Here is a 21,616-nt window from a genome sequence, read left to right on the forward strand (position 1 = left end):
TTGAATATGCCGGTACATATCTTCCGTTTGTTTCCACGCGGGCTAATCTTGAACGTATGACTACGCAATGGAACCCAGACGAACTGTTGGACGGCATCGCCCAAGACGGCAAGGTGAGGCTGGTAACAGGTGCGCCCGGAGCCGGTAAAACTGAGTTTGCTTTGTCCGTACTCACGGCAGGGCTTCGACGTTTTGGCGGTGCCGGGGCGGTGATGGTCGTGCCCGGTCGTGTCGTCGCGGATTTGCTGGGCAATCGAGTGATTCGTGATATGGGCTCGTCTGTACAGGCCAGGCCGGTCACCACGTTGGGGGCTGTGGCTTTTCGTGTGATTGCGGCATCCAGGGCCGCATCTGGATTGCCCTTGCCAAGATTGCTGAATGGTGCCGAACAGGATGCACTGCTGCGGCAGGTGATGGCCGTGCATATGGCGCATGCTGCTGCTGGCGACGATTGCGTAATCTGTGCGTTGCTTAGGGAATACTTTGCCCAAGCCGATTGGGCCAGTCTGGTGCAGGATGCCGATGGAGCAGTGACCGGAGGTTCGACCAGCGCCGATGTCTTTGCCCGTGGAATTTCAGACGCGTTCATCGCCCAGCTGCGCGATATGTTGGCGCGCTTGGATGAACTGGGCGTGAATCCTTCTGGGGAGGCCGCCTTGTTGGCGGACGTTGCGCAGGATGCGCGTCTGCTGGTGCAGTGGCGCTTGGCGTTTGCCTTGCGTAGAGAATATATCGCCGCGCAGAGTGCGGCATCTGAGGGGCAATACCGTTTGGATGCCTCATATCTGCTGGTGGCGGGCGCTCGGGAAATACATGATGCTATGGCAAGCGGCCGTTCGGAGGAACACTCCGATTCGTGGTTGGCATCACGAGGATTGCCTCAGCTGCTGGTTGTGGATGATGCCCAAGACATCACCCTGGCCGGCATGAGGTTCCTTGAAGAGCTGAATCACGCCGGTACTGCCATAGTGCTGGTGGGAAACCCGGACGAGGCGGTGCAGACCTTCCGCGGTTCGTACCCCGAATACCTGATGAGGCAAGCGGTGATGGGACCGATGCAGGCCGTGGAGATGACATTGCCCAGCGCGGATTTCGCAAGCGGTGAGACTTATGCCTCGCTGGTCGCCTCTCGCGTATCCCTATCGATTCCTTCCGAAGAGGACGAGCCGTTGCCTCTTGCTCGTAGGCCCGGCAAGCTGGTGTCCGCGCTGGATACCGGTGCTGATATCCCCTCGGATGATGGCACTGTGCAGACTGGATTGTATCGTTCCGCGCGCGAAGAGCTTGACGATGTGGTGTGGCGCATGAAGCGCGCACATCTCGATCACCATATCCAGTGGAATGATATGGTCGTCATCGCTCATGACAATACCACTGTGCGTACATACGGGGAGCGGCTGAGGCGCGATGGCGTGCCTGTCCGATACTCGTCGGTTACCCGCCCGCTGAACAGTGAATCGTTCGTACAGGGGCTGTTCGCCTTGATTGAGTTGGCCCGGTTGCGCGCTGAAGGTGTAGCCTCCTGCACCATGAGTCTCGCCGAGACCGCTTCCTATGTTCGTACACGAGTGTCCACGGTGATGAACGGGCCGTTGGTGACGGCTGGGGCCAAACCCGGGCAAGGGCGGCCTGCGCGGTTGGCGCCAATCGAATCCGCCATGGCGGCATTGGAATCCCTGGCGCCGATAGCGGGGGATAAGGCGTCATTGCATGGGCTGATTTCCTCGTGGGAGACGTTGCGAGAATCGTCCGTTGACGGTCATGAGCGGGTTGTCGTAGACGATAGCATTATCGGTTTTAGCGCTGATGCCGATTTGGCATTCGGTGCCGATGCGCTGTATGTGATGCTTGCCTTTGACGATGCGCAGGCTCCTGCCGAGAATGTATTGGACGCTATCACCGCAGTGCTTGGCGCCGACCCGCAGGCTCGCGCCTTCATGAATCTATGGACGCTGGTCGGCAAGATATCTCGAGGGTTGAGCAATTTGCCTCCGGAGCAGCGTAGCAGGCCAAGTTATGCGCTCGCCGTTGCGTGGAATGCCGCGGCAATCACACCTGTATGGCAGAAATTGGCATTGGCGAACACACCAGATGGGCGTGCGGCCAATGACCGACTTGATGTTGCTATGAGGCTGTTCCAATTCGCTGAAGATTCCACCGCCAGTCGGGACATCATGGGGTTCATAGCGCAGGTGCGTGCCATGCAGGTGCAGGCCGATTCGCTGGCTCATATTGGGCCAGTGGAAAATGCAGTGACGTTGACCACTCCGGCTGGTACTGCAGGGCGGCATTGGCAGTATGCCTGGTTGCCGTCTCTCCAACAGGATGTATGGCCCAATCTTGCCGGCCGCAACACCATGTTCGGTGGTGAGGATCTGGCGGAACTCGTGTTGCGAGGCACCTTGAACACCGCCGATGCCGCTGGCCATGATCCCCAATTCATTGCGGTGCTATCCAGTGAGAAGAAAAGTTTCCTGGTGGCGTTGACCAGAGCGTGCCGTTCCGTTACCGTCAGTGCCGTATGGAACGACGACCTCAGCCCATCGGACTTCCTGTTCGGATATATGCCGGAATACTATCCGCGGGATAAGCAGCGGGCACGGTTTACGGACGTGGGGGAGCAGACCAGCGAATCAGGGCTTGATTTATCTGGATTGGATGGCGACCCACGCGGATTGGTGACCGCAGCGCGCGTGATTGTGGCGACTTCGGAACCTGACTCGAGCGAAGCTCGTGATGCGGCTGAAACGCTCGCAGTGTTGGCTGAAAATGGCATAGCCGCCGCTAATCCTGACAACTGGGCGTTCGCCTCGGCCTTATCAAGACGAGGCACATCGTCTGCCGTATCGCCCGCGTCTGGCAGCAAGCAGACGGAAGATGATGAGCGTACGTCAGGCGATGATCACGCACCTCTCGTTACGTTATCGCCTTCGGCGGTGGACGGTCTCTGGGCTTGCCCGGTGTGCTGGCTGTTGGAGCACCAATTTGCAGGGCCTCAACCCGGCTCGGTGAACGCAGGATTCGGCACCCTTATCCACGCGGTCGCGCAGCAGGGCAGCGAAGAGGGACTGGATCGTCTCGACTCCGATGAGTCGGCACGCAATGCCATGGGGATAAGCGATGCGTCATCAGTGCAGCAGCGCATCGAAGCCGTGACCAAGCGCATGATTGTCATCTATCAGGAACAGCGCCCGGATCCCGAATCGATCGCGGATACTCGGGAACGCTACACCGCCAAGCGCAAAGATGACTCCGCCGCCGATATCCTGGCCAACATCGCCAGCTATTTTGTGCTCAGCGGCACCAATACCGATGCCTATTTAGACAAGAATGTCGGCAAATTCGAGATTGGCACGTTGACCAAGGCCGATTGCGAATTGTCGTTCGCCGCGCGATTCGACCTGCATGACATTGTGGCTGCTTATAACGCATTGCCTGGTATGAGGCCAGTAGACCGCGATACCTTGGCCAGCATGATGGGCTTCCTAGTGGGCGGATGGCCGTCAGGTATGCGTAACGATCTGACCGTGCGCTTGTCCGGTCGCATCGATCGCATGGAAACCCGTATACTTGCGGATGGCAGTGAGAACATTCGCTTGATTGACTACAAAACCGGTGCGGCACCCACCGTCAAGCAGATATTCAACGACTTGCAGTTGGTGTGTTATCAGCTGGGGCTGGTCTTTCCCGAAGAGGGGCTGCGAGGGAGCGCAGCATTGGCTAATGCCCCTCGTATCGGGCAGAGCGCGCTATTCCATGTGGCATACAACGATGCGCCGGCCAGAAGCTATGCTCCGGAAGGCGTGTTCCAGCCGCCGCTCTTTACCAACGGGTCGCTGAATGCCGAGCCGTTCACCGATCGCGCATGGTATAAGGATCCCGCCAAATTCTTCGATATGCCGATACCGGATTCGGCTACGCCGCCTGCAGGCGTGGATACCGAGACCTGGAAGCAGTTCGTCTCGCTGACCGGCACCCAAGCATTGTGGTCGCTGACAATGATCGCCCGTGTATTCTACGCGGCCGCGGCCAGCCGGTCGTCCGTCATCAACGCCCACCCGCAGGCAACGCATGTGGCTTATTGCCGTATGACCGGCGTCTGCCCGGCCTGTGCAGGCAAGCTCGATACCGTGTTTGAAACGAGGCAGGCATGAGCGCTTTTATTCCCAGCGTAGAACAGGCGGCCATCATCAACGCTCCCGCTCAGGATGACGTACTGGTGGTGGCCGGAGCCGGCTCTGGCAAAACCTTTACGATGACCCAGCGCATCATCGCGCTCATCAACCGCGGTGTTGCGCCGGAACGCATACTGGGCCTCACCTTTACCCGCAAAGCTGCCGGAGAGTTGCTCGAGCGTGTATCCGCAGCGGTATCGCGCGAAGATTCTCCTGCAGCACAGGGCGCTCAGACTCCTGGCGCCTCAACTCCCAACTTCGACAGGGCGTTCCTGAAACCAGCCATTTTTACCTATGATGCCTTCTTCCAAACCATCGTGCGCCAATATGGTCTGTTGGTTGGTTTCGATCAGAATACTCAGCCGCTCAGCGAGGCTGGAGCGCTCCAGCTCGCCACTGAAGTCATCGATGAGCATATGGATCAGGCTCTGAGCGAGGATTTGGGCGCATTCACCAGTCTTGCCAGAAGCGTGCTGGCATTATCCGGTGCAATCGGCAGTGCCATGATTGGTTCCGGCTGCACCGGATTCGATGAGGCTGTGGAACGCGTGCGTCAGTGGGACTCGGCTTTCGTCGACGCGCTTCGCCTCGCTCTTGAGAACGAGGACATTCCCGATATCGAGCCGACAATTCCCAAGATCAAGCGACTCAAAAAAGACAGCGACACCGATTGGCAGGCGAAGCTGGACGACAGGGCGCAGCGGTTGCATGCGCGCTGTGCCTACCATTGTGCACAACTGTTGGAAATCACGCGCAAGCGCGAAGTGCTGCTGCAATTGGTTGAGGCCTACGCACAAGCCAAACGCCAGAAGAACATGGCGGAATTCTCTGATTTCACCATTGCGGCATATCAGCTCATCGAGCGATTCCCCTCCATCGGAGAGCGTACGCGGTGTCGCTACAGTCATGTGCTGCTCGACGAATACCAGGACACCTCCACCACGCAGGCGGCACTGCTTGCCGCATTGTTCCATGTGAATAACTCCGAAAGGTGCGCGGTCAACGCCGTGGGCGATCCGTTCCAGTCCATCTATGCTTGGCGAGGAGCCAGCCCGGGTGCGTTCCGCATGTTCCAACGTGACTTTCATATGCCAGCGGAGTCCAAGCCATTCCCTCTTTCGGTCACACGCCGTAACAGTCGCATCGTGCTTGAAGCGGCCAACGATCTGACGCTGCCGTTGCGTTCGCGCCCTGCCCGTCCCTCCAGTTCGTTGATGCGCGAGGTCGACGTATCCTCGCTTGACCCCATGCCTGACGCGCCTGAAGGCACGCTTGGTGTGCTGGGATTGGCCACTGCGGGGCAGGAAATCGATGCCGTAGTGCGCTTCTGCAAGGCCGCCATCGCGCGGTATCGCGATGCCGGGGCCGCGCAGGAGGCGCCGGTCGCCGTGCTGTTCCGGTCCAAATCCCATATGCCCGAGTATCAGGAGGTATTGGAGAAGGCCGGTCTCACCACGTTTGTGGTCGGATATTCCGCTCTGCTGGAGCGCCCAGAAATCCGCGATGTGCTGGCATTGCTGCACGTCGTTGCCGACCATACCGATACCGGAGCGTTGATGCGGTTGCTTGCCACTCCACGGTTCGGTCTTTCTTCGGATGACCTGACCGCACTGGCCTGCGCCGCCGAAGCGCAGAATATGGAGCAACGGTTCCGGGCTTTGGTGCAGGCCGGTGTGGCTCCTGCTGATACGCCGAGGTCGCAATGGGGTGCCGTGGTTCGCGAACATCGCGATCAGGTGGCCAATGCAGTGTTTTTGCCGGATCTGCTGATGCAGGATAATTCCAGTGTGAGGTTGGATCAGCTCAGCGCTTACGGTAGACATGCCGTCGAACAGGCTGTGGAGGCACTGCGTCAGGTGCACGATATGGTCGGCCGGTCAATCACAGATGTGATTCGTGCGGCCATCGAGGCGTTGAATCTCGATATCGATACCGTGCTTGCCGGTGCTTTGCGAGACCCGCAGCATCGTGTCAATCCATCGCTGGCCCGCATGCCCATGGACTCCATTGTGGATTTGGTGGACACCTATACGCAAGAGATCGCTGTTGAACAGACGCCCACATTACGTGGATTCATGGCATGGGTGGATCATCTTGCCACTGTGGAAGACGAGGCTGCCAAACTGCCTGGCTCTCCGGTGGATGTGGAATTGATGACCGTGCACCAATCCAAGGGATTGGAATGGGATGCGGTTGCCGTAGTGGGGCTTAATGCCGGAGGATTTCCCAGCAATCAGGGGGATCACCTCAAAGTCGTGCTGGATGACAACCATCCCGGTGGCACTGAACAAGGCCAATGGACAGCTCCCGAATACCACGAGAGCGCGGATTCGTGGTTGACCAGCCCTGTGGCCGTACCGGTGCCCGTACGAGCCGATGCCGGAATCCTGCCGCGATTCCCTCATGACGCCGATGTGCATGGCGATCCCATTGACTCGTTGCGGAATCTCGACGACGTGGAACTCATCGATGATGAGGTGTTCGGCTCCATGCGCGAATTCGGCGATGGCGTGGAAGAGGTGGATCCGCAAAGCTGGTACCTGACCCAGTCCGAGGAATATGGCCGCAGACTGCACGCTGACGAACGCCGTCTGGCATACGTGGCGCTTACCCGCGCCCGCAACGACGCCTTGCTGACCTATTGCCGCTATACCGGCGAATCCAGCCGCGATTGCACGAATGTGCCGAAGGGGTCTCGCGCCGCAAGCCCGTCCAACTTCTGGCTTGAGGTGCATGACGCGTTGCATGGCCACGACCATGCAATCGAAGCTCAGGCATACGTGGAAGGTCTGGGATCCGAAGTGGCGCTGGTCTCGCCCCAGGGTGATCCCATTGATCCTCCCGAAGGCTTCATCGTGGGGGAGAACGCCGAACAGTACTGTGATGCTGTGGTTGGCGACGCATGGCGTACGCCGCTGGAACAGACCTCCGGCCGGAATGCATTGCCATGGCCGGCGTCATTGGGCGAAGACACCGCGGAACATCTGACCCGCGGTCTCGCCTTGGTGCGTAATGCCATCAACGGAAAGCGCAACGCAAAAGACGACGGCCACAACCCGGCCGGTCCATTGCTGCAACGTGCGCAATTGCTGGTCGATGACGACGATCTCATGACCGGCACATTGGAGGGTGCGGCACTCGACAGGGCTGTCAAAGCCAAAGCCCAGCGCATTCTGGCTGCGGGACGTCAGAACGTCACCAGCTTGCAGGCGCGGGTGGGTGGTATGAGCCAACAGGAGGAGCGCTTCTACTGGCGCAGCGTGATACGGCCCATCCCTCGCGTGTCCTCGCCGGCTGCCGAAGCGGGCACACGCTTCCACGACTGGGCCGAGCGTTTCATCAATGCCGGTAAGCCGGATGAGGCCGCATCGTCGGTTGATTCCAGCGCCGCCGAAATCATTACCACCGGCAATGGCGTATCCCGCAGCGACCTATTGGCCGACCTGAACGCCATCGACCAACAATCCGTACCGGTCTGCGACCGGAACCTCATGATGTGGCAGCACCGTCTGGCCTCGTCTTCATGGGCGCAACGCACCCCGGTATGGGCCGAACGCTCAATCGCGGTGGATGTGCCGGAAGTCGGCATCGTGAACGGCAAATTGGACGCGGTGTTCCTCGGCGGAATCAATCCAGCCGATACCTCCAAACGGTACACCGTGGTCGATTGGAAAACCGGTCATCGGCCTACCAAGCCGGATGATGTGGAGCATAAACTCGCTCAGCTCGACATGTATCGGTTACTGCTCGCCGCGGTCGAGGGCGTGGAATTGGACAGTATCGACGCCACTCTCTACTATGTCAGTGAGCCTGATGAAGGCTTGCGCGAGCTTCATGCCCGCGCGAAAACCAAACAGGAAATCCTTACCGAGTTGAGCTCCGGGATCCCCGAACAATCTGACAACGACTGAGTCGCAAGGCTCATGACCTGTACTCCAGCTGGCCGGCGTGACGAGCGCGTGCCCGACAGTGTGGGTCCGCGGTTGAAACGCACCGCGTGACGTTGCTCGGGCACCGCTACCCTCGGAAGGCACGTGTGGGCGGGCGCACGTGCCGAACAACGCACCAGTAAGGAGTTGCACGTGTCTACGGCTCGCGCTGTATCCAAGTCGTCTGCCACCCATTCGCCGTACCAGCGGCTGTTCTCGCTGCCCGGAACCAAAGCGTTCTGCATATCCGGGGCAGTGGCCCGTCTGCCAATCTCCATGATGAGCCTTGGCATTGTGCTGGCACTCAATCATTTGTACGATAACTGGACGATTGCCGGCACCATGAGCGCTGCCTATGTGCTCGCCATGAGCTGTGTCACCCCGTTCTACGCGCGCGCTTTCGACCGATTCGGCCAGGCCCGTGTCGGCCGTCTTGCACTCGCCGTGCAAATCGTCGCCATGCTGGCCTTCGCCTTCGCAGCGCTGATACGAGTGCCGATTCCACTGTTGTTCGTATTGGCCATCATCATGGGTCTGACCCAGTTCTCCTTTGGCGCCTTGGTCAGAACCCGCTGGTCATATGCGTTGCGCGGTGCCGAAGATGGCGAGCAACTACTCAACACCGCTTACGCCATGGAAGCGGCCATCGATGAGATTGTATTTATCCTCGGCCCGATCCTGGCCGCGTGGTTGGCCACCTCGGTGCACCCGGTTTCTCAGTTGTTTGTGCCAACCATGGCTTGCGGCATAGGCGGCACCGTGTTCTTCTCACTGAGATCCACCCAACCGCCGGTCATCGTGGAACAGGTCACTGTGGCTGCCGCCGACAATGGCCATCCAACACCAAGCGATGATGCCGATCAGCTGACGCTCCGCCAGCTCAAACGCAGCGGAGCCAAGCCCAAGAGTGTGTTGCTCTATGCCGGTGTGTTGCCTCTGCTGGCCGTGTTCATCGTATTCAACATGAGCTTTACCTCCTTTGACGTGTCGATCACCGCCACGATGAAATCCATGGGGCTAGAGCCTTTCCTCGGCCTGCAGCTGGCCATGTTCGCAGTCGGCTCCTGCATCGGAGCACTGGTTTTCGGCTCGCGGAAGATCAAGGGTTCCCATTGGGCACATATGGTGATGTTCCTCAGCCTGTTGACTGTGGGATACGTGTTCTTCCGCCTGACCATGGACAACCTCATCCTGTTGGGCGCCATGGAGATTCTGTCCGGACTTGTGGTCTCGCCAACATTCGCCACCGGCAACCTCATCGTCAAGGATTTGGTGCCGCCCGAATCCCTGACCGAAGGCCTGAGCTGGGTGACCACCGCAGGCACGGTCGGTACATCAATCGGCTCATCCGTGGCTGGCATTGTGCTCGACGCCTCCAGCCCGCATGTCGGCATGATGCTGCCGTTCCTATTCACGCTGGCTTCAGTACCGCTGGCCTTGGCTGGTTGGGCGCTGGCCAAACGGCGTGTGTAGATGGACGCGGGTATTGGCGCGAGGCCTTGCTGGTGATAGGCTGATTGCCGGTTGAATAACAGCGTTAACAAGAAGCAGGGAGTACGAATGATCAAGGTTTCGGTGGTCGGTGCCAAAGGACGTATGGGCTCGTATGTGGTCGAAGCAGTGAACAACGCCGCGGACACACAGCTGGCGCTTGCTTTGGACGCCGGCGACGACCTGACCCGAATCGCCCCCGACAACACTGATGTCGTGGTCGAGTTCACGGTACCGTCCGTCAGCCTGAACAACGTGCTTACCCTGATTGGCCAAGGCGTGGATGTGGTGGTCGGCACCACTGGCTGGACTGATGAGAAGCTCGCCCAGGTCAAGGAAGCCATCGCGGGCGGGCCCAAGCCCGAAACCCAGAAGGTGTTCATCGCCCCCAACTTCGCGATTTCCGCTGTGCTGGCCGACTACTTTACCACCAAGGCCGCCAGATACTTCGAATCCGCGGAAGTCATCGAACTGCACCACCCCACCAAGGTAGACGCCCCCTCTGGCACCGCCATCCACACTGCCCATGGCATCGCCGAAGCGCGCAAGGCCGCCGGTATGGCTCCCGTGCCGGATGCCACCGAAACCGACGGCGGCTCACGCGGTCAGGTGGTCGACGGCATTCACGTGCATGCCGTGCGCCTGCGCGGCCTCAACGCCCATGAGGAAGTGTTGTTCGGCAACGCCGGCGAGCAACTCACCATTCGTGCCGATAGCTTCGACCGCACCAGCTTCATGCCGGGCGTGCTGCTTGCCGTTCGCAAGCTCGCCACTGACGCCCCTGCTGGCCTGACCATCGGCCTCGATCACTTCCTTGATCTGTAAGCCGGCGGTAGTCGCCAGTCAAGACGTGACGAACGATTGACTGGCGACTGCCGGCCATAATGGTACGTAACGTAAGAGTCCACATTGGGAAGTACGGTGAACACTATGAGTGAGCATGACATGCATCTTCTTGACCCAGCGCCTTTTGGCCGCATTTTGCCGGCTATGGTAACCCCTATGAAATCCGACGGCAGTGTCGATTTCGATGCTGCGCAGAAGCTCGCCAAGCAGCTCGTCGCCGATGGTGCGGATGGTCTGGTGGTCAATGGCACCACTGGTGAATCGCCGGTCACCCACATGGACGAGAAGGTTAATCTGGTCAAGGCGGTCAAGGAAGTCGTTGACGTTCCGGTGATTTCCGGTGCTGGATCCAATGACACGGCTCATACCGTGCGTATGGTCGAGCAGACTCAGGAAGCGGGCGCCGATGCGGTGCTCGTCGTCATGCCCTATTATTCCCGCCCCTCGCAGGACGGTATCGTCGGCCATTACAAGGCCGTCGACGAATCCGCCGAAAAGCCGATTATCGTCTATGACGTTCCCGGCCGTACCGGCTTGAAGGTCAAGGTCAACACTTACGACCGTTTGGCCGAACTCGAACACGTCAAGGCTGTCAAGGACGCCACCGGCGATCTTGCAGCCGCAGTGGAGAAGCAGCAGCGCACCGGCCTCGCCTGGTATTCCGGCGATGACGGCTTGTTCCTGCCGTTCCTTTCCATTGGCGCCGTCGGCATCATTTCGGTGATTGCCCATGTCGCCTCCAACCCCATGCAGCAGCTTGTCCAGGCATTTGATCGAGGCGACATCACCACCGCCCGCCGTCTTGCCAATCAGCTTGCCCCGCTTGTCCACGCGCTCAATGGCGACGGCTATCAGGCCGTCATGGCCAAGGCCGCGCTGAAGGTCAGAGGAGTTATTCCCTCCACCACCATGCGCCTGCCGAATATCGGCCCCGATGCCGCTCAGCTCGACAAGGCTGAAGAGGGCATGCGCGCCGCCGGACTGCTCTAAGCCCCTGCATACGGGTTGCCATCCCGCCGCTTCCGCATGACAGAGCGGAAGCAACACTCAAGAAAACAATTAAGAAGTTATGGCAACAGAACAGAAGAAAACAAAGACAACCAAAAGCTCCAACTCTCGTCGTCGCGGTTCCGCTCGCAACAGCAAGGCCAACGGTTCCAACAGCCGCACGCCGTCTCGTAAGATCAACGCCACCCAGCAGGCCACCGCTCCCCAGCAGGATGCCGTGCTGATCGCCCCGCCGAAGTACCGCAAGGGCTCCATGCGCATCACGCCGCTCGGCGGCTTGGGCGAAATCGGCCGCAACATGAACGTGATCGAATACAACGGTCACCTGCTGCTTATCGACTGCGGCGTGCTCTTCCCTGAAGAGGAGCAGCCGGGTGTCGATCTCATCCTGCCTGATTTCAGCTACATCAAGAACCGTCTCGACAAGGTTGACGCCCTGGTGCTCACCCACGGCCATGAAGACCACATCGGTGGCGTGCCTTACCTGCTGAAGCTGCGCCCGGATATTCCACTGATTGGTTCCAAACTGACTCTTGCCTTTGTGGATGCCAAGTGCAAGGAACACCGCCAGAACCCCACCAAGGTGGAGGTCTCCGGCCGCGACAAGCTCAAGGTGGGTCCGTTCGACCTCGAATTCGTCAACGTCACCCACTCCATCCCGGATGCCCTGGCCGTTTACGTCAAGACCCCAGCCGGCTCCCTGATTGACACGGGCGACATCAAGCTCGACCAGCTGCCGCTCGATCACCGCATCACCGATCTCGTGGAGTTCGGCAAGATCGGCGAAAAGGGTGTGGATCTTTTGATGATGGATTCCACCAACGCCGAGGTTCCTGGCTTCGTCAAGCCGGAGACCTCCATTGGTCCGGCTCTTGACCAGGCATTTGCGCAGGCTACCCGCAAGATCATCGTCGCCAGCTTCTCCTCCCATGTGCACCGCGTGCAGCAGGTGGTGGATGCCGCCCACAAGTACGGCCGCAAGGTCGTGTTTGTCGGCCGTTCGATGGTGCGCAACATGTCCATCGCTGCCGATCTTGGCTATCTGCACATTCCTGAAGGCACCGTTGTAGACCTCAAGAAGGCCAACGACATTCAGGACGACAAGCTCGTCTACATGTGCACCGGCTCCCAAGGTGAGCCGATGGCCGCCCTTGGCCGTATCGCCGACGGCAACCACCGTGACATCCATATCAATGAGTTCGACACGGTGATTCTCGCCAGCTCCTTGATTCCGGGTAACGAGCACGGCGTCTACAAGGTCATCAACAAGCTGGTGCAGCTCGGCGCCAAGGTCGTCAACCGCGACAATGCCGCCGTGCACGTGTCCGGTCACTGCAATGAGGGCGAGCTGCTGTACATGTACAACATCGTCAAGCCCAAGTGCGCCATGCCTATCCACGGCGAAAACCGCCATCTGGTGGCCAACGGACTGATTGCCGTCAAGACCGGTGTCGACCCGCAGAACGTGGTGCTGGCCGAGGACGGCGACGTGGTCGACCTGTATCACGGCAAGGCCGCAGTCGTCGGCTCCGTGCCGTGCGGCTACGTGTACGTCGATGGCGATTCGGTTGGCGAGCTGACCGATGACGAACTCGAGAAGCGCCGCATCCTTGGTACTGAAGGCTTCGTCTCCGCGTTCGTGGTGGTCGATACCGATAACCACGAGGTCGTTACCGGCCCGAAGATCTACCTGAATGCCGTGGCAGAGGACGAAAGCGAGTTCGACAAGGTGCGTCACCAGATTGCCGAACAGCTGAACGACGCGATGATGCAGGGCACTCGCGACACCTACAAGCTGCAGCAGATTATGCGTCGTACACTCGGCGGATGGGTTGCCCGTCAGCTTCACCGTAAGCCGATGATCGTGCCTGTCGTGGCCGACATCGCTCAAGACGTCGAAATCGTAGACAACAACTGATCAGGATTATCCAGGGACGACCGTAAGGAGTAATTGAAGTCATGCCCGGTTCCAATCTCACTCGTGTCGAGGCCGAAGCACGCAAGGCCATCGTTGAGGCACCGATTCACTATCATATCGACCTTGACCTGACGGTTGGCCCGAAGAACTTCGGTTCCAAGGCGCTGATCTGCTTCAATGCGAAGCCTGGTTCATCGACATTCCTTGACCTGATTGCCGATGAGGTCACCGCCATCGAGCTCAATGGCAAGTCTCTGGACCCGGCTACGGCGTTCCAGGACAACCGCATTGAGCTTACGGATCTGAAGGAAAAGAACGAGGTCACCGTCGAGGCGCTGTGCCGCTACTCCAACACCGGCGAAGGCCTGCACCGTTCGGTCGACCCGTCCGATGGCAACATCTATCTGTACTCCCAGTTCGAGGTGCCGGATGCCCGCCGCGTCTACGCCGTGTTCGACCAACCTGACCTGAAGGCCACCTTCGATTTCAAGGTGCTCGCTCCCGCCAGCTGGATCGTCACCTCCAACATGCCGGTCGCCACCATCGAGGACGATCCGCGCGAAACCCTGGACGGCACACTTGGCGATAAGCCGAACGAAAGCACCCGCCTCTGGGACTTCCAGCCGACCCCGGTGATGAGCTCCTACCTGACCGCCATCTGCGCCGGCCCGTACGCCGAATGGCACACCGAATACCTTAACGAGGATGGCCGTACCGTGCCGATGGCCCAGTACTGCCGCCAGTCTCTGGCCGAGGCCTTCTCCAAGGACGTCGATTATCTGTTCGACATCACCAAGAAGGGCTTCGCGTTCTACGCCAAGACCTGGGGCGTGCCTTATCCGTACGCCAAGTTCGACCAGATCTACGTGCCTGAATACAACGCGGGCGCCATGGAGAACATCGGCATGGTCACCATCCGCGACTCCTACGTGTTCGAGTCCAAGGTGACCGATGCGCTGGCCGAGCGCCGCGTGGTCACCGTGCTGCACGAGCTGGCTCACATGTGGTTTGGCGACTACGTGACCATGAAGTGGTGGAACGACCTGTGGCTCAACGAGTCCTTCGCGGAGTTCACCTCCACGCTGGCCACCGCCGAGGCCACCGAATGGCACGATGCCTGGGCCACCTTCTGCTCCGGCGAGAAGAGCTGGGCGCTGCGTCAGGATCAGCTGCCCACCACGCATCCGATCGTCGCCCCGATCAACGACCTCAACGACACCTACGTCAACTTCGACGGCATCACCTATGCCAAGGGCGCGTCCGTCTTGAAACAGCTGGTGTTCTACGTGGGCCGTGAGCGCTTCTTCGAAGGCATCCACAACTACCTCATCCGCCATGCCTATTCCAACGCCACGCTGGCCGACCTGCTGGGCGAGCTGGAGAAGACCTCCGGCCGTGACCTGAAGGCCTGGAGCGCCAAGTGGCTCGAGGAATCCGGCATCAATACGATCGCCGCCGATATTAAGATGAACGCCAACGGCACCATCGCCGAGCTCAAGCTCACCCAGAGCGCCCCGGCCGAGCACCCGGTGCTGCGCCCGCATCGTCTGGCCATCGGTTTCTACAACGAAGATGCCGAGACCGGCAAGATCGTGCGCACTGAACAGTTCGAGCTCGATGTGGACGGCGAGACCACCATCGTCGAAGCCGCGGCCGGCAAGCAGCGCCCGGCCTTCGTGCTGATTAACGACGATGACCTGACCTACACCAAGATTCGCTTCGATGCCGAGTCTCAGGCCTTCGCCGAAGCCAACCTGCAGCGTTTCGACGATGCTCTGGCCCGCGCCGTGACCTGGCTCGCCTTCTGGGATATGACCCGTGACGGCGAATTCCCGGCCGAACGCTTCGTGGACATGACCCTGCGTCTGCTGGCCACGGAAACCGAATCCACCACCTTCCGCTATGCACTGGCCTGCATGAGCACCACCGCCCACCACTATGTGGCCCCCGCACGTCGCGAGGAGGTGCTGCGCCACGTGGCCGCCGAGCTGTGGACGCTGGCCAACGCCGCCGAAGCCGGTTCGGACACCCAGTTCCAGCTTGCCACCGCGTACCTGGGCTATGGCGAAGAGGGTGACGCGGCATTCGCCGCCAATGCGCGTGGTCTGCTGGACGGTACCGTGACGCTGGACGGTCTGGACATCGACAACAACTTCACATGGACTATCGTCCAGTCGCTCACCTCCGTCAACGAGATGACCAACGAGGACGTGGACGCGCAGCTTGCCAAGAAGGACACCACTGAAAACCGTGAGTTCGCTTACGGCGCTCGCGCTTCGATGGCCACGGTTGAGGCCAAGGAATGGGCTTGGGATCAGGCGCTGCACAACGACGAACTGACCAACTCCCAGCTTGAGGCCGTGGCCCGTGGCTTCTCCGCCACTCCGCGAGCCGATTTGGTCGAGCCGTTTGCCGCCAAGTATTTCGAGACCGTTGACTGGATCTGGGCCAACAAGACCTATCACATGGCCGAGGCGTTGCTCAACGGCCTGTACCCGGGCTACGCCGATCCCGCCACGCTGACCAAGCTTGGTGACGCCTGGCTTGAGGAACACATTGCCGCCGACAACGCCCTGAAGCGTCTGATCGTCGAAAACGTGGCCTCCTCCCACCGCACCCTCAAGGTCCGCGAATACAACGAGGCCCTCTGATTTCTGGCTCCCCTCTCTGAGGGGAGCCCCTTCCGCGAGGAACCTCGTCCACATTCCAACATAAAACCCGCAACCAATCCCCAACAGCGTATTCTCACTCAAGGCCGGCAATGTACCGGTCGACGAGCGGAAGGATACGGGGAATGATTGCGGGTTTTGCTTCGCTGAGGGCCGTTCAGTGGGATGTTTCCTCGGTTTGGTCGAGGTTTTGCTTCGCTGGTGACTGCTCAGTGGGGTACATCCTCAATCGGCTCGATGTTTTGCTTCGCTGAGGGGCTGTGAGCGGGGTGAATTTTCGACTGGTTCGTGGTTTTGCTTCGCTGAGGGTTGTTCGGTGGGGTGTTTCCTCGGTTGATCCGATGATTTGCTTCGCTGATGGACCCCCGGCGCAGATTCCGTGGCGGTTTTTCGTTGGGTTGGTGTTTGGGGTGGAGCGCAGCGACTACGATGGTGCGGGTAACGCGATACAAGGAGTGGAACTTCATTATGCCGAACATGTTTGGAACCGATGGCGTACGAGGACTGGCCAATAGGGATTTGACCGCACGACTGGCGCTGGATCTGGGCGACGCCGCCGTGCGTGTGCTCGGTGACGCCGGTACGCAGGACGACCAGCCCGAGGGCCGCCGCCGTGCGCTGGTGGGCCGTGATACCCGCGTTTCCGGTGATTTCCTGGCTTCCGCGCTGTCCGCAGGCATGTCTGCCGGCGGCTTCGACGTGATCGATGCCGGCATCATCCCCACTCCTGGCGTGGCCTACCTGACTAGCGTGCTCAACGTCGAAATGGGTGCCGTGATTTCCGCCTCCCACAACCCGATGCCCGACAACGGCATCAAGTTCTTCGCACGCGGCGGCTTCAAGCTGCCCGACCAGAAGGAAGACGACATCGAGGCCGTGCTCGGCCAGGACTGGGACCGCCCGACCGGTGCCGGCGTGGGCCGCGTGAGCCACGACCAGACCACCGCCACCAACCTGTACATCGACCATCTGGTTTCCACCATCGCGCCGCTGAACGATGACCAGACCCAGCCCAAGCCGCTCAAGGGCCTGAAGATCGTGGCCGACTGCGCCAACGGCGCCACTTCCGTGGTGGCCCCCGAAGCGCTGCGTCGCGCAGGCGCGGACGTCATCGTGATCAACGCCTCGCCGGACGGCTACAACATCAACAAGAACGCCGGCTCCACCCACCCCGAGCAGCTGCAGGCCATGGTCAAAGCCACCGATGCTGTGATGGGCGTAGCTTTCGACGGTGACGCCGATCGCTGCCTGGCAGTGGACGAAGACGGCAACATGATCAACGGCGATCAGATCATGGGCATCCTCGCCCGCGCCAAGCAGCGTGAAGGCAAGCTCAACCACAACACCCTCGTGGTCACCGTGATGAGCAACCTCGGGCTGAAGCTCGCCCTGAAAGACATGGGCATCAAGACCGTGGAAACCGGCGTGGGTGATCGCTACGTGCTGGAAGAAATGCTCAAGGGCGATTACTCCCTCGGCGGCGAACAGTCCGGCCATGTGATCAACCGTGAGTTCGCCACCACCGGCGACGGCACCCTTACTGCCCTGACCCTGTGCAATGAGGTCGTCAAGTCCGGCAAGAGCCTCAAGGAACTTGCCGCAGACTTCCCGCAGCTGCCGCAGACCCTCATCAACGTGCCGAACGTCGACAAGAAGGCCGCCGCCACCAACAAGCGCATCCAGGAAGCCGTGGCCCACGAGGAACAGCTGCTGGGCGACTCCGGCCGCGTGCTGCTGCGTCCCTCCGGCACCGAGCCGCTCGTGCGCGTGATGGCCGAGGCAGCCACCCAGGCCTACGCCGACGAAGTCTGCACCCGCCTCGCCAAGATCGTGGCCGAAGAACTGGCGCTATAACACACCGCGGCTTTGCTCCCGCTGGCGGGAGCTGTCAGCCGCAGGCTGGCTGAGAGTGGTTGATGAGGCTGAACCGCATGGAACCACCCTCAGTCTCATTCCATTCGACAGCTCCCGCCAGCGGGAGCAGCAAAGGAAAACACATGTTTGGAAAAAACGCCAAAGTAGACTTGGAACTTAACCGCGATGTCGAGCGTCTGATTAAATCCGGCGGCAAAGAACAGATTCTGCCCATCGTGCAGGCTGGTGAACCAGTGCTGCGCCAGCAGACCGTGGCCTACAATGGCCAACTTTCCAAGCGCACGCTTGCCAAACTCATCGACACCATGCACACCACCATGCTCGAAGCGCCTGGAGTGGGCTTGGCCGCCACGCAGATCGGGCTCGGATTGGCGCTTGCCGTAGTCGAGGACCATGTGCGTGACGATGAGGACGATCCGCGTGAAATCGCCGAGTTCCCGTTCCATGTGATCATCAACCCCAAGTACACGCCGGTGGGGGAGAAGACCACCAGCTTCTTCGAGGGATGCCTGAGCTTTGATGGCTATCAGGCCGTGCGTAAGCGCTGGCTTGACATCACCGCTGAATGGGACGATGAAGACGGCAAACATCACAGCGAACAGCTGCACGGTTGGCCGGCTCGTATCTTCCAGCACGAGACCGATCACCTGAGCGGCGAACTATACATCGACAAGGCCGAAATCCGTTCGCTGACCACCAGCGAAAATCTCGAAGACCTCTGGTGCGACGATCCGGTACCCACAGAGGCCGCCGAAGAACTTGGTTTTGCATTATGACCGATTCCGCCTGGCTTGAGACCGCCAAAGATGACATCGCTCAGTGGGCGATGGTCATGACCAAGGACGCGGATGATAACCCCATTGATTGGCGGTGGGTACGTTCGCTTGACCTGTTTGGCGGACTTGGCCACACGTCCGGTGACAATCCGGCCCCTCAAGCCATCCATGATGCACTCAAAGCCGACTACGCCGTGCGCGATCGCTTGGAGCCGATCATCGCGCAATGCAGCACCGCATTCATGACTGACTTTGATCGAATCATCGCATCCTACCGTCTGCCACGCGCACTGGCTTATGTCAATCGGCGATTGAACGACACCATCAACACCTTGCTTGATGCGGGGGAGCGCCGGCACCTGTGGAAGGTAAGTCGTGAACGGCAGGGGAGAGGCATGGCAGCGGTGCTCAAACCGTATTCCAGCGCCACAGCAAATCCCAATCAAGGCACACTTGATGCCGAGGCTGAAGGTGCGGACGGTTTTGCCGGCACTGTGGATATCACCCTCGACGATATCCAAGACCGCTCCGCGGCGATTCTCAACGCCAGAGCCGAACGGCGCAGGGCCAAGCGTGAGCAAAGCCACGCGGGTAGGGTGGATATGGCTCGTGCCAATCTCTCCGGTGCAACGGCACCGGGTGGGAGCGTCACCTTGTTTAGCAATGACTCGTCAAGTTCTGGTGCCGCCGCGCATAAGCCCAAATCGGATTGGCGTGATGCCTACCTGCCGGGACGTGACGTGGACATGGTGATGGGCATCGACATCGAAACCACCGGTACCGATCCGGCTCGCGACTACATCATCGATGTCGGCTTTGAATTTATGAACATGGTCAGTCCGCGTCCGACCGATGTGCCGAACGGTTATGCGTATGAGCAGGGCTACTACGATGCCGGTGACGCCTATGGCCAGTCTCGCCTTGACTTCGGTGTTCCCCCGGCCAATGCGGCTCTCGGCAACGAACTCATTCGCAAACTCACAGGTATCGATGTGCGAGACCGCAGCAGCAAGGCCGGTCATCGGCTTTTCGATGAATGGCCGGAAGCCCAGACCGGTCTGCTCGCGCGCCTGACCCAGCAGCCATATGTGGCGCACAATGCCACCTTCGAACACAGCTGGTTCATGCTAAATGTCGCCGGATACGCCGAAGCCTATCGCGCCGGTCGCATCACCATCATCGACACCCTGCCCATGAGCAGGCAATGGGATCCTGGCTCAGTGCCCAACGATGAACACCCCTATGGTGATAACACGCTTGATGCTTATGCCAAGCGTCAGGGAGCGCTTGATTCAGCCCATAACGAACGGCATCTTGGACTGGAAGACACGCATATCATGCTGGTGGCCATGAAACACCACCTCGCAACCCTCAAGGCGCAGGGGCAGGGCCCGTGGGGTCCGGGCGGCAGAAGCGGCGTGGGCGGCAAATCATGCGGTCGTAAGTGGTGAGTACACTACTGACCTCGTGAGTGAATATCAGGACAGCCGACAACAGCGCGAAAACCGCCGCCGCACCATCGTGCGCGTGGTGTGCATCGTCGTGGCTGTTGCCATGCTTGGCTCCCTGATTGTCCCTGCTATCTATGCAGGTCTTTGACGTTGCCTTCGTGCATTTGCGCCCGCGGTTGAGCGCGTCTGATGCAGAAGGAGTGACGAGAAAAGCCTGCTGATCGGCTGCAGAAACACTCTTACGACATCACAACATCGCGGTGCCAGAACCATTACGGAATGTGCGAAGGCTGTCAACGAGGACGCGACATCCAAGAAAACTCGAAGTATCAACAGTTAAGGTAAGACACGATGGCAGAATTTGACTTTACCCAGGCGATTGGCGAAGCTCGCGCCAAGTACGATTCCATCGCCAAGGCGTTGGATGTGGACCGTCTCAAGGCGGATATCAAGGATCTTGAGGCGCAGGCGGCGGCTCCGGGATTGTGGGACAACCCTGACAACGCACAGAAAATCACCAGCAAGCTCTCCGCAGCGGAATCGCAGCTCAAGCGTCTGACTTCCGCATCCCAGCGCATCGACGACGTGGAGACGCTCGTCGAGCTCGGCCAGGAGGAACAGGATCAGGAATCCCTGGACGAGGCGCAGAACGAGATCGGCGAGATTCAGAAGGATCTCGACCAAATGGAGATACAGACCCTGCTTGACGGCGAATACGACGAACGTTCCGCCGTGGTGACCATCCGCTCCGGCGCGGGTGGCGTGGATGCCGCCGACTTCGCGCAGATGCTGCTGCGCATGTACCTGCGCTACTGCGAGCGCAACGGCTTCAAGGCCAAGGTCATGGACACCTCCTACGCCGAAGAGGCCGGCATCAAGTCCGCCACGTTCCAGGTGGACGCCCCTTATGCATATGGCCGACTGTCTGTGGAAGGCGGCACTCACCGTCTGGTGCGTATCTCCCCGTTCGACAATCAGGGCCGCCGCCAGACCAGCTTCGCCGCTGTGGAAGTGGTGCCTCTGGTTGAGGCCACCGATCACGTTGACATTCCGGACACGGATATCCGTGTGGACACCTACTGCTCCTCCGGCCCCGGCGGCCAGGGTGTGAACACCACGTACTCCGCCGTGCGCATCACCCACTTGCCCACCGGCATCGTGGTCACCATGCAGGACGAGCGCTCGCAGATTCAGAACCGCGCCTCCGCCATGGCCGTGCTCCAGTCCCGATTGCTGGTGCTGCGACACGAGGAAGAGGCCAAGAAGAAGAAGGAGCTCGCCGGAGACATCAAGGCCAGCTGGGGCGATCAGATGCGTTCCTACGTGCTGCATCCCTACCAGATGGTCAAGGATCTGCGTACCGGTTACGAGACCAGCCAGACCCAGGCCGTGTTCGATGGTGACATCAACAACTTCATCGAAGCCGGCATCCGCTGGCGTCATGAACAGCGTCGTGCTGCCGAGAACGAGGAGTAATC

12 protein-coding genes are annotated in these 21,616 nt (G+C 59.9%); all 12 read left to right on the forward strand.

Annotated elements, in window-relative coordinates:
* Positions 1–56 precede the first annotated feature (56 nt).
* Positions 57–4,154: a PD-(D/E)XK nuclease family protein gene (locus tag BBBR_RS02195; RefSeq protein WP_003828454.1), complete on the forward strand. Its 4,098-nt coding sequence runs from the start codon at positions 57–59 to the stop codon at positions 4,152–4,154.
* Entirely contained in the window at positions 4,151–8,086 is a 3,936-nt protein-coding gene (locus BBBR_RS02200) for a UvrD-helicase domain-containing protein (protein WP_003828456.1), read from the forward strand. The genes BBBR_RS02195 and BBBR_RS02200 overlap by 4 nt, the downstream gene beginning before the upstream one ends.
* A 171-nt stretch (positions 8,087–8,257) precedes the next feature.
* Positions 8,258–9,577, forward strand: coding sequence for an MFS transporter (locus BBBR_RS02205; protein WP_014484068.1), 1,320 nt, complete (start codon positions 8,258–8,260; stop codon positions 9,575–9,577).
* A gap of 87 nt (positions 9,578–9,664) precedes the next feature.
* Positions 9,665–10,420, forward strand: a complete 756-nt coding sequence (dapB, locus tag BBBR_RS02210) for a 4-hydroxy-tetrahydrodipicolinate reductase (RefSeq protein WP_003828460.1) — start codon at positions 9,665–9,667, stop codon at positions 10,418–10,420.
* A 105-nt stretch (positions 10,421–10,525) separates the two neighbouring features.
* Complete coding sequence (gene dapA / locus BBBR_RS02215) at positions 10,526–11,431, forward strand: 4-hydroxy-tetrahydrodipicolinate synthase (RefSeq protein WP_003828462.1); 906 nt, start codon at positions 10,526–10,528, stop codon at positions 11,429–11,431.
* Between the two features lie 79 nt (positions 11,432–11,510).
* On the forward strand, positions 11,511–13,367 hold the full coding sequence (locus BBBR_RS02220) for a ribonuclease J (protein WP_003828464.1): 1,857 nt from the start codon (positions 11,511–11,513) through the stop codon (positions 13,365–13,367).
* 41 nt (positions 13,368–13,408) lie between these two features.
* Positions 13,409–16,018, forward strand: a complete 2,610-nt coding sequence (gene pepN / locus BBBR_RS02225; protein ID WP_003828465.1) for an aminopeptidase N — start codon at positions 13,409–13,411, stop codon at positions 16,016–16,018.
* Between the two features lie 486 nt (positions 16,019–16,504).
* Positions 16,505–17,890 (forward strand): phosphoglucosamine mutase, encoded by a 1,386-nt coding sequence (gene glmM / locus BBBR_RS02230; RefSeq protein ID WP_032738150.1) that lies wholly within the window; start codon positions 16,505–16,507, stop codon positions 17,888–17,890.
* Positions 17,891–18,033: 143 nt separating this feature from the next.
* Positions 18,034–18,687: a peptide deformylase gene (locus BBBR_RS02235; RefSeq protein ID WP_003828469.1), complete on the forward strand. Its 654-nt coding sequence runs from the start codon at positions 18,034–18,036 to the stop codon at positions 18,685–18,687.
* A complete protein-coding gene (locus tag BBBR_RS02240; protein ID WP_003828470.1) occupies positions 18,684–20,138 on the forward strand; it encodes a 3'-5' exonuclease in 1,455 nt (484 codons plus the stop codon). Before BBBR_RS02235 ends, BBBR_RS02240 begins: the two co-directional genes overlap by 4 nt.
* Before the next feature lie 16 nt (positions 20,139–20,154).
* Entirely contained in the window at positions 20,155–20,286 is a 132-nt protein-coding gene (locus BBBR_RS11195) for a hypothetical protein (protein WP_003828472.1), read from the forward strand.
* A gap of 203 nt (positions 20,287–20,489) precedes the next feature.
* Positions 20,490–21,614, forward strand: coding sequence for a peptide chain release factor 2 (gene prfB / locus BBBR_RS02245; protein WP_003828473.1), 1,125 nt, complete (start codon positions 20,490–20,492; stop codon positions 21,612–21,614).
* Positions 21,615–21,616: the final 2 nt, after the last annotated feature.

The organism is Bifidobacterium breve DSM 20213 = JCM 1192 (genome assembly GCF_001025175.1).
In the GTDB taxonomy this organism is placed as follows: domain Bacteria; phylum Actinomycetota; class Actinomycetes; order Actinomycetales; family Bifidobacteriaceae; genus Bifidobacterium; species Bifidobacterium breve.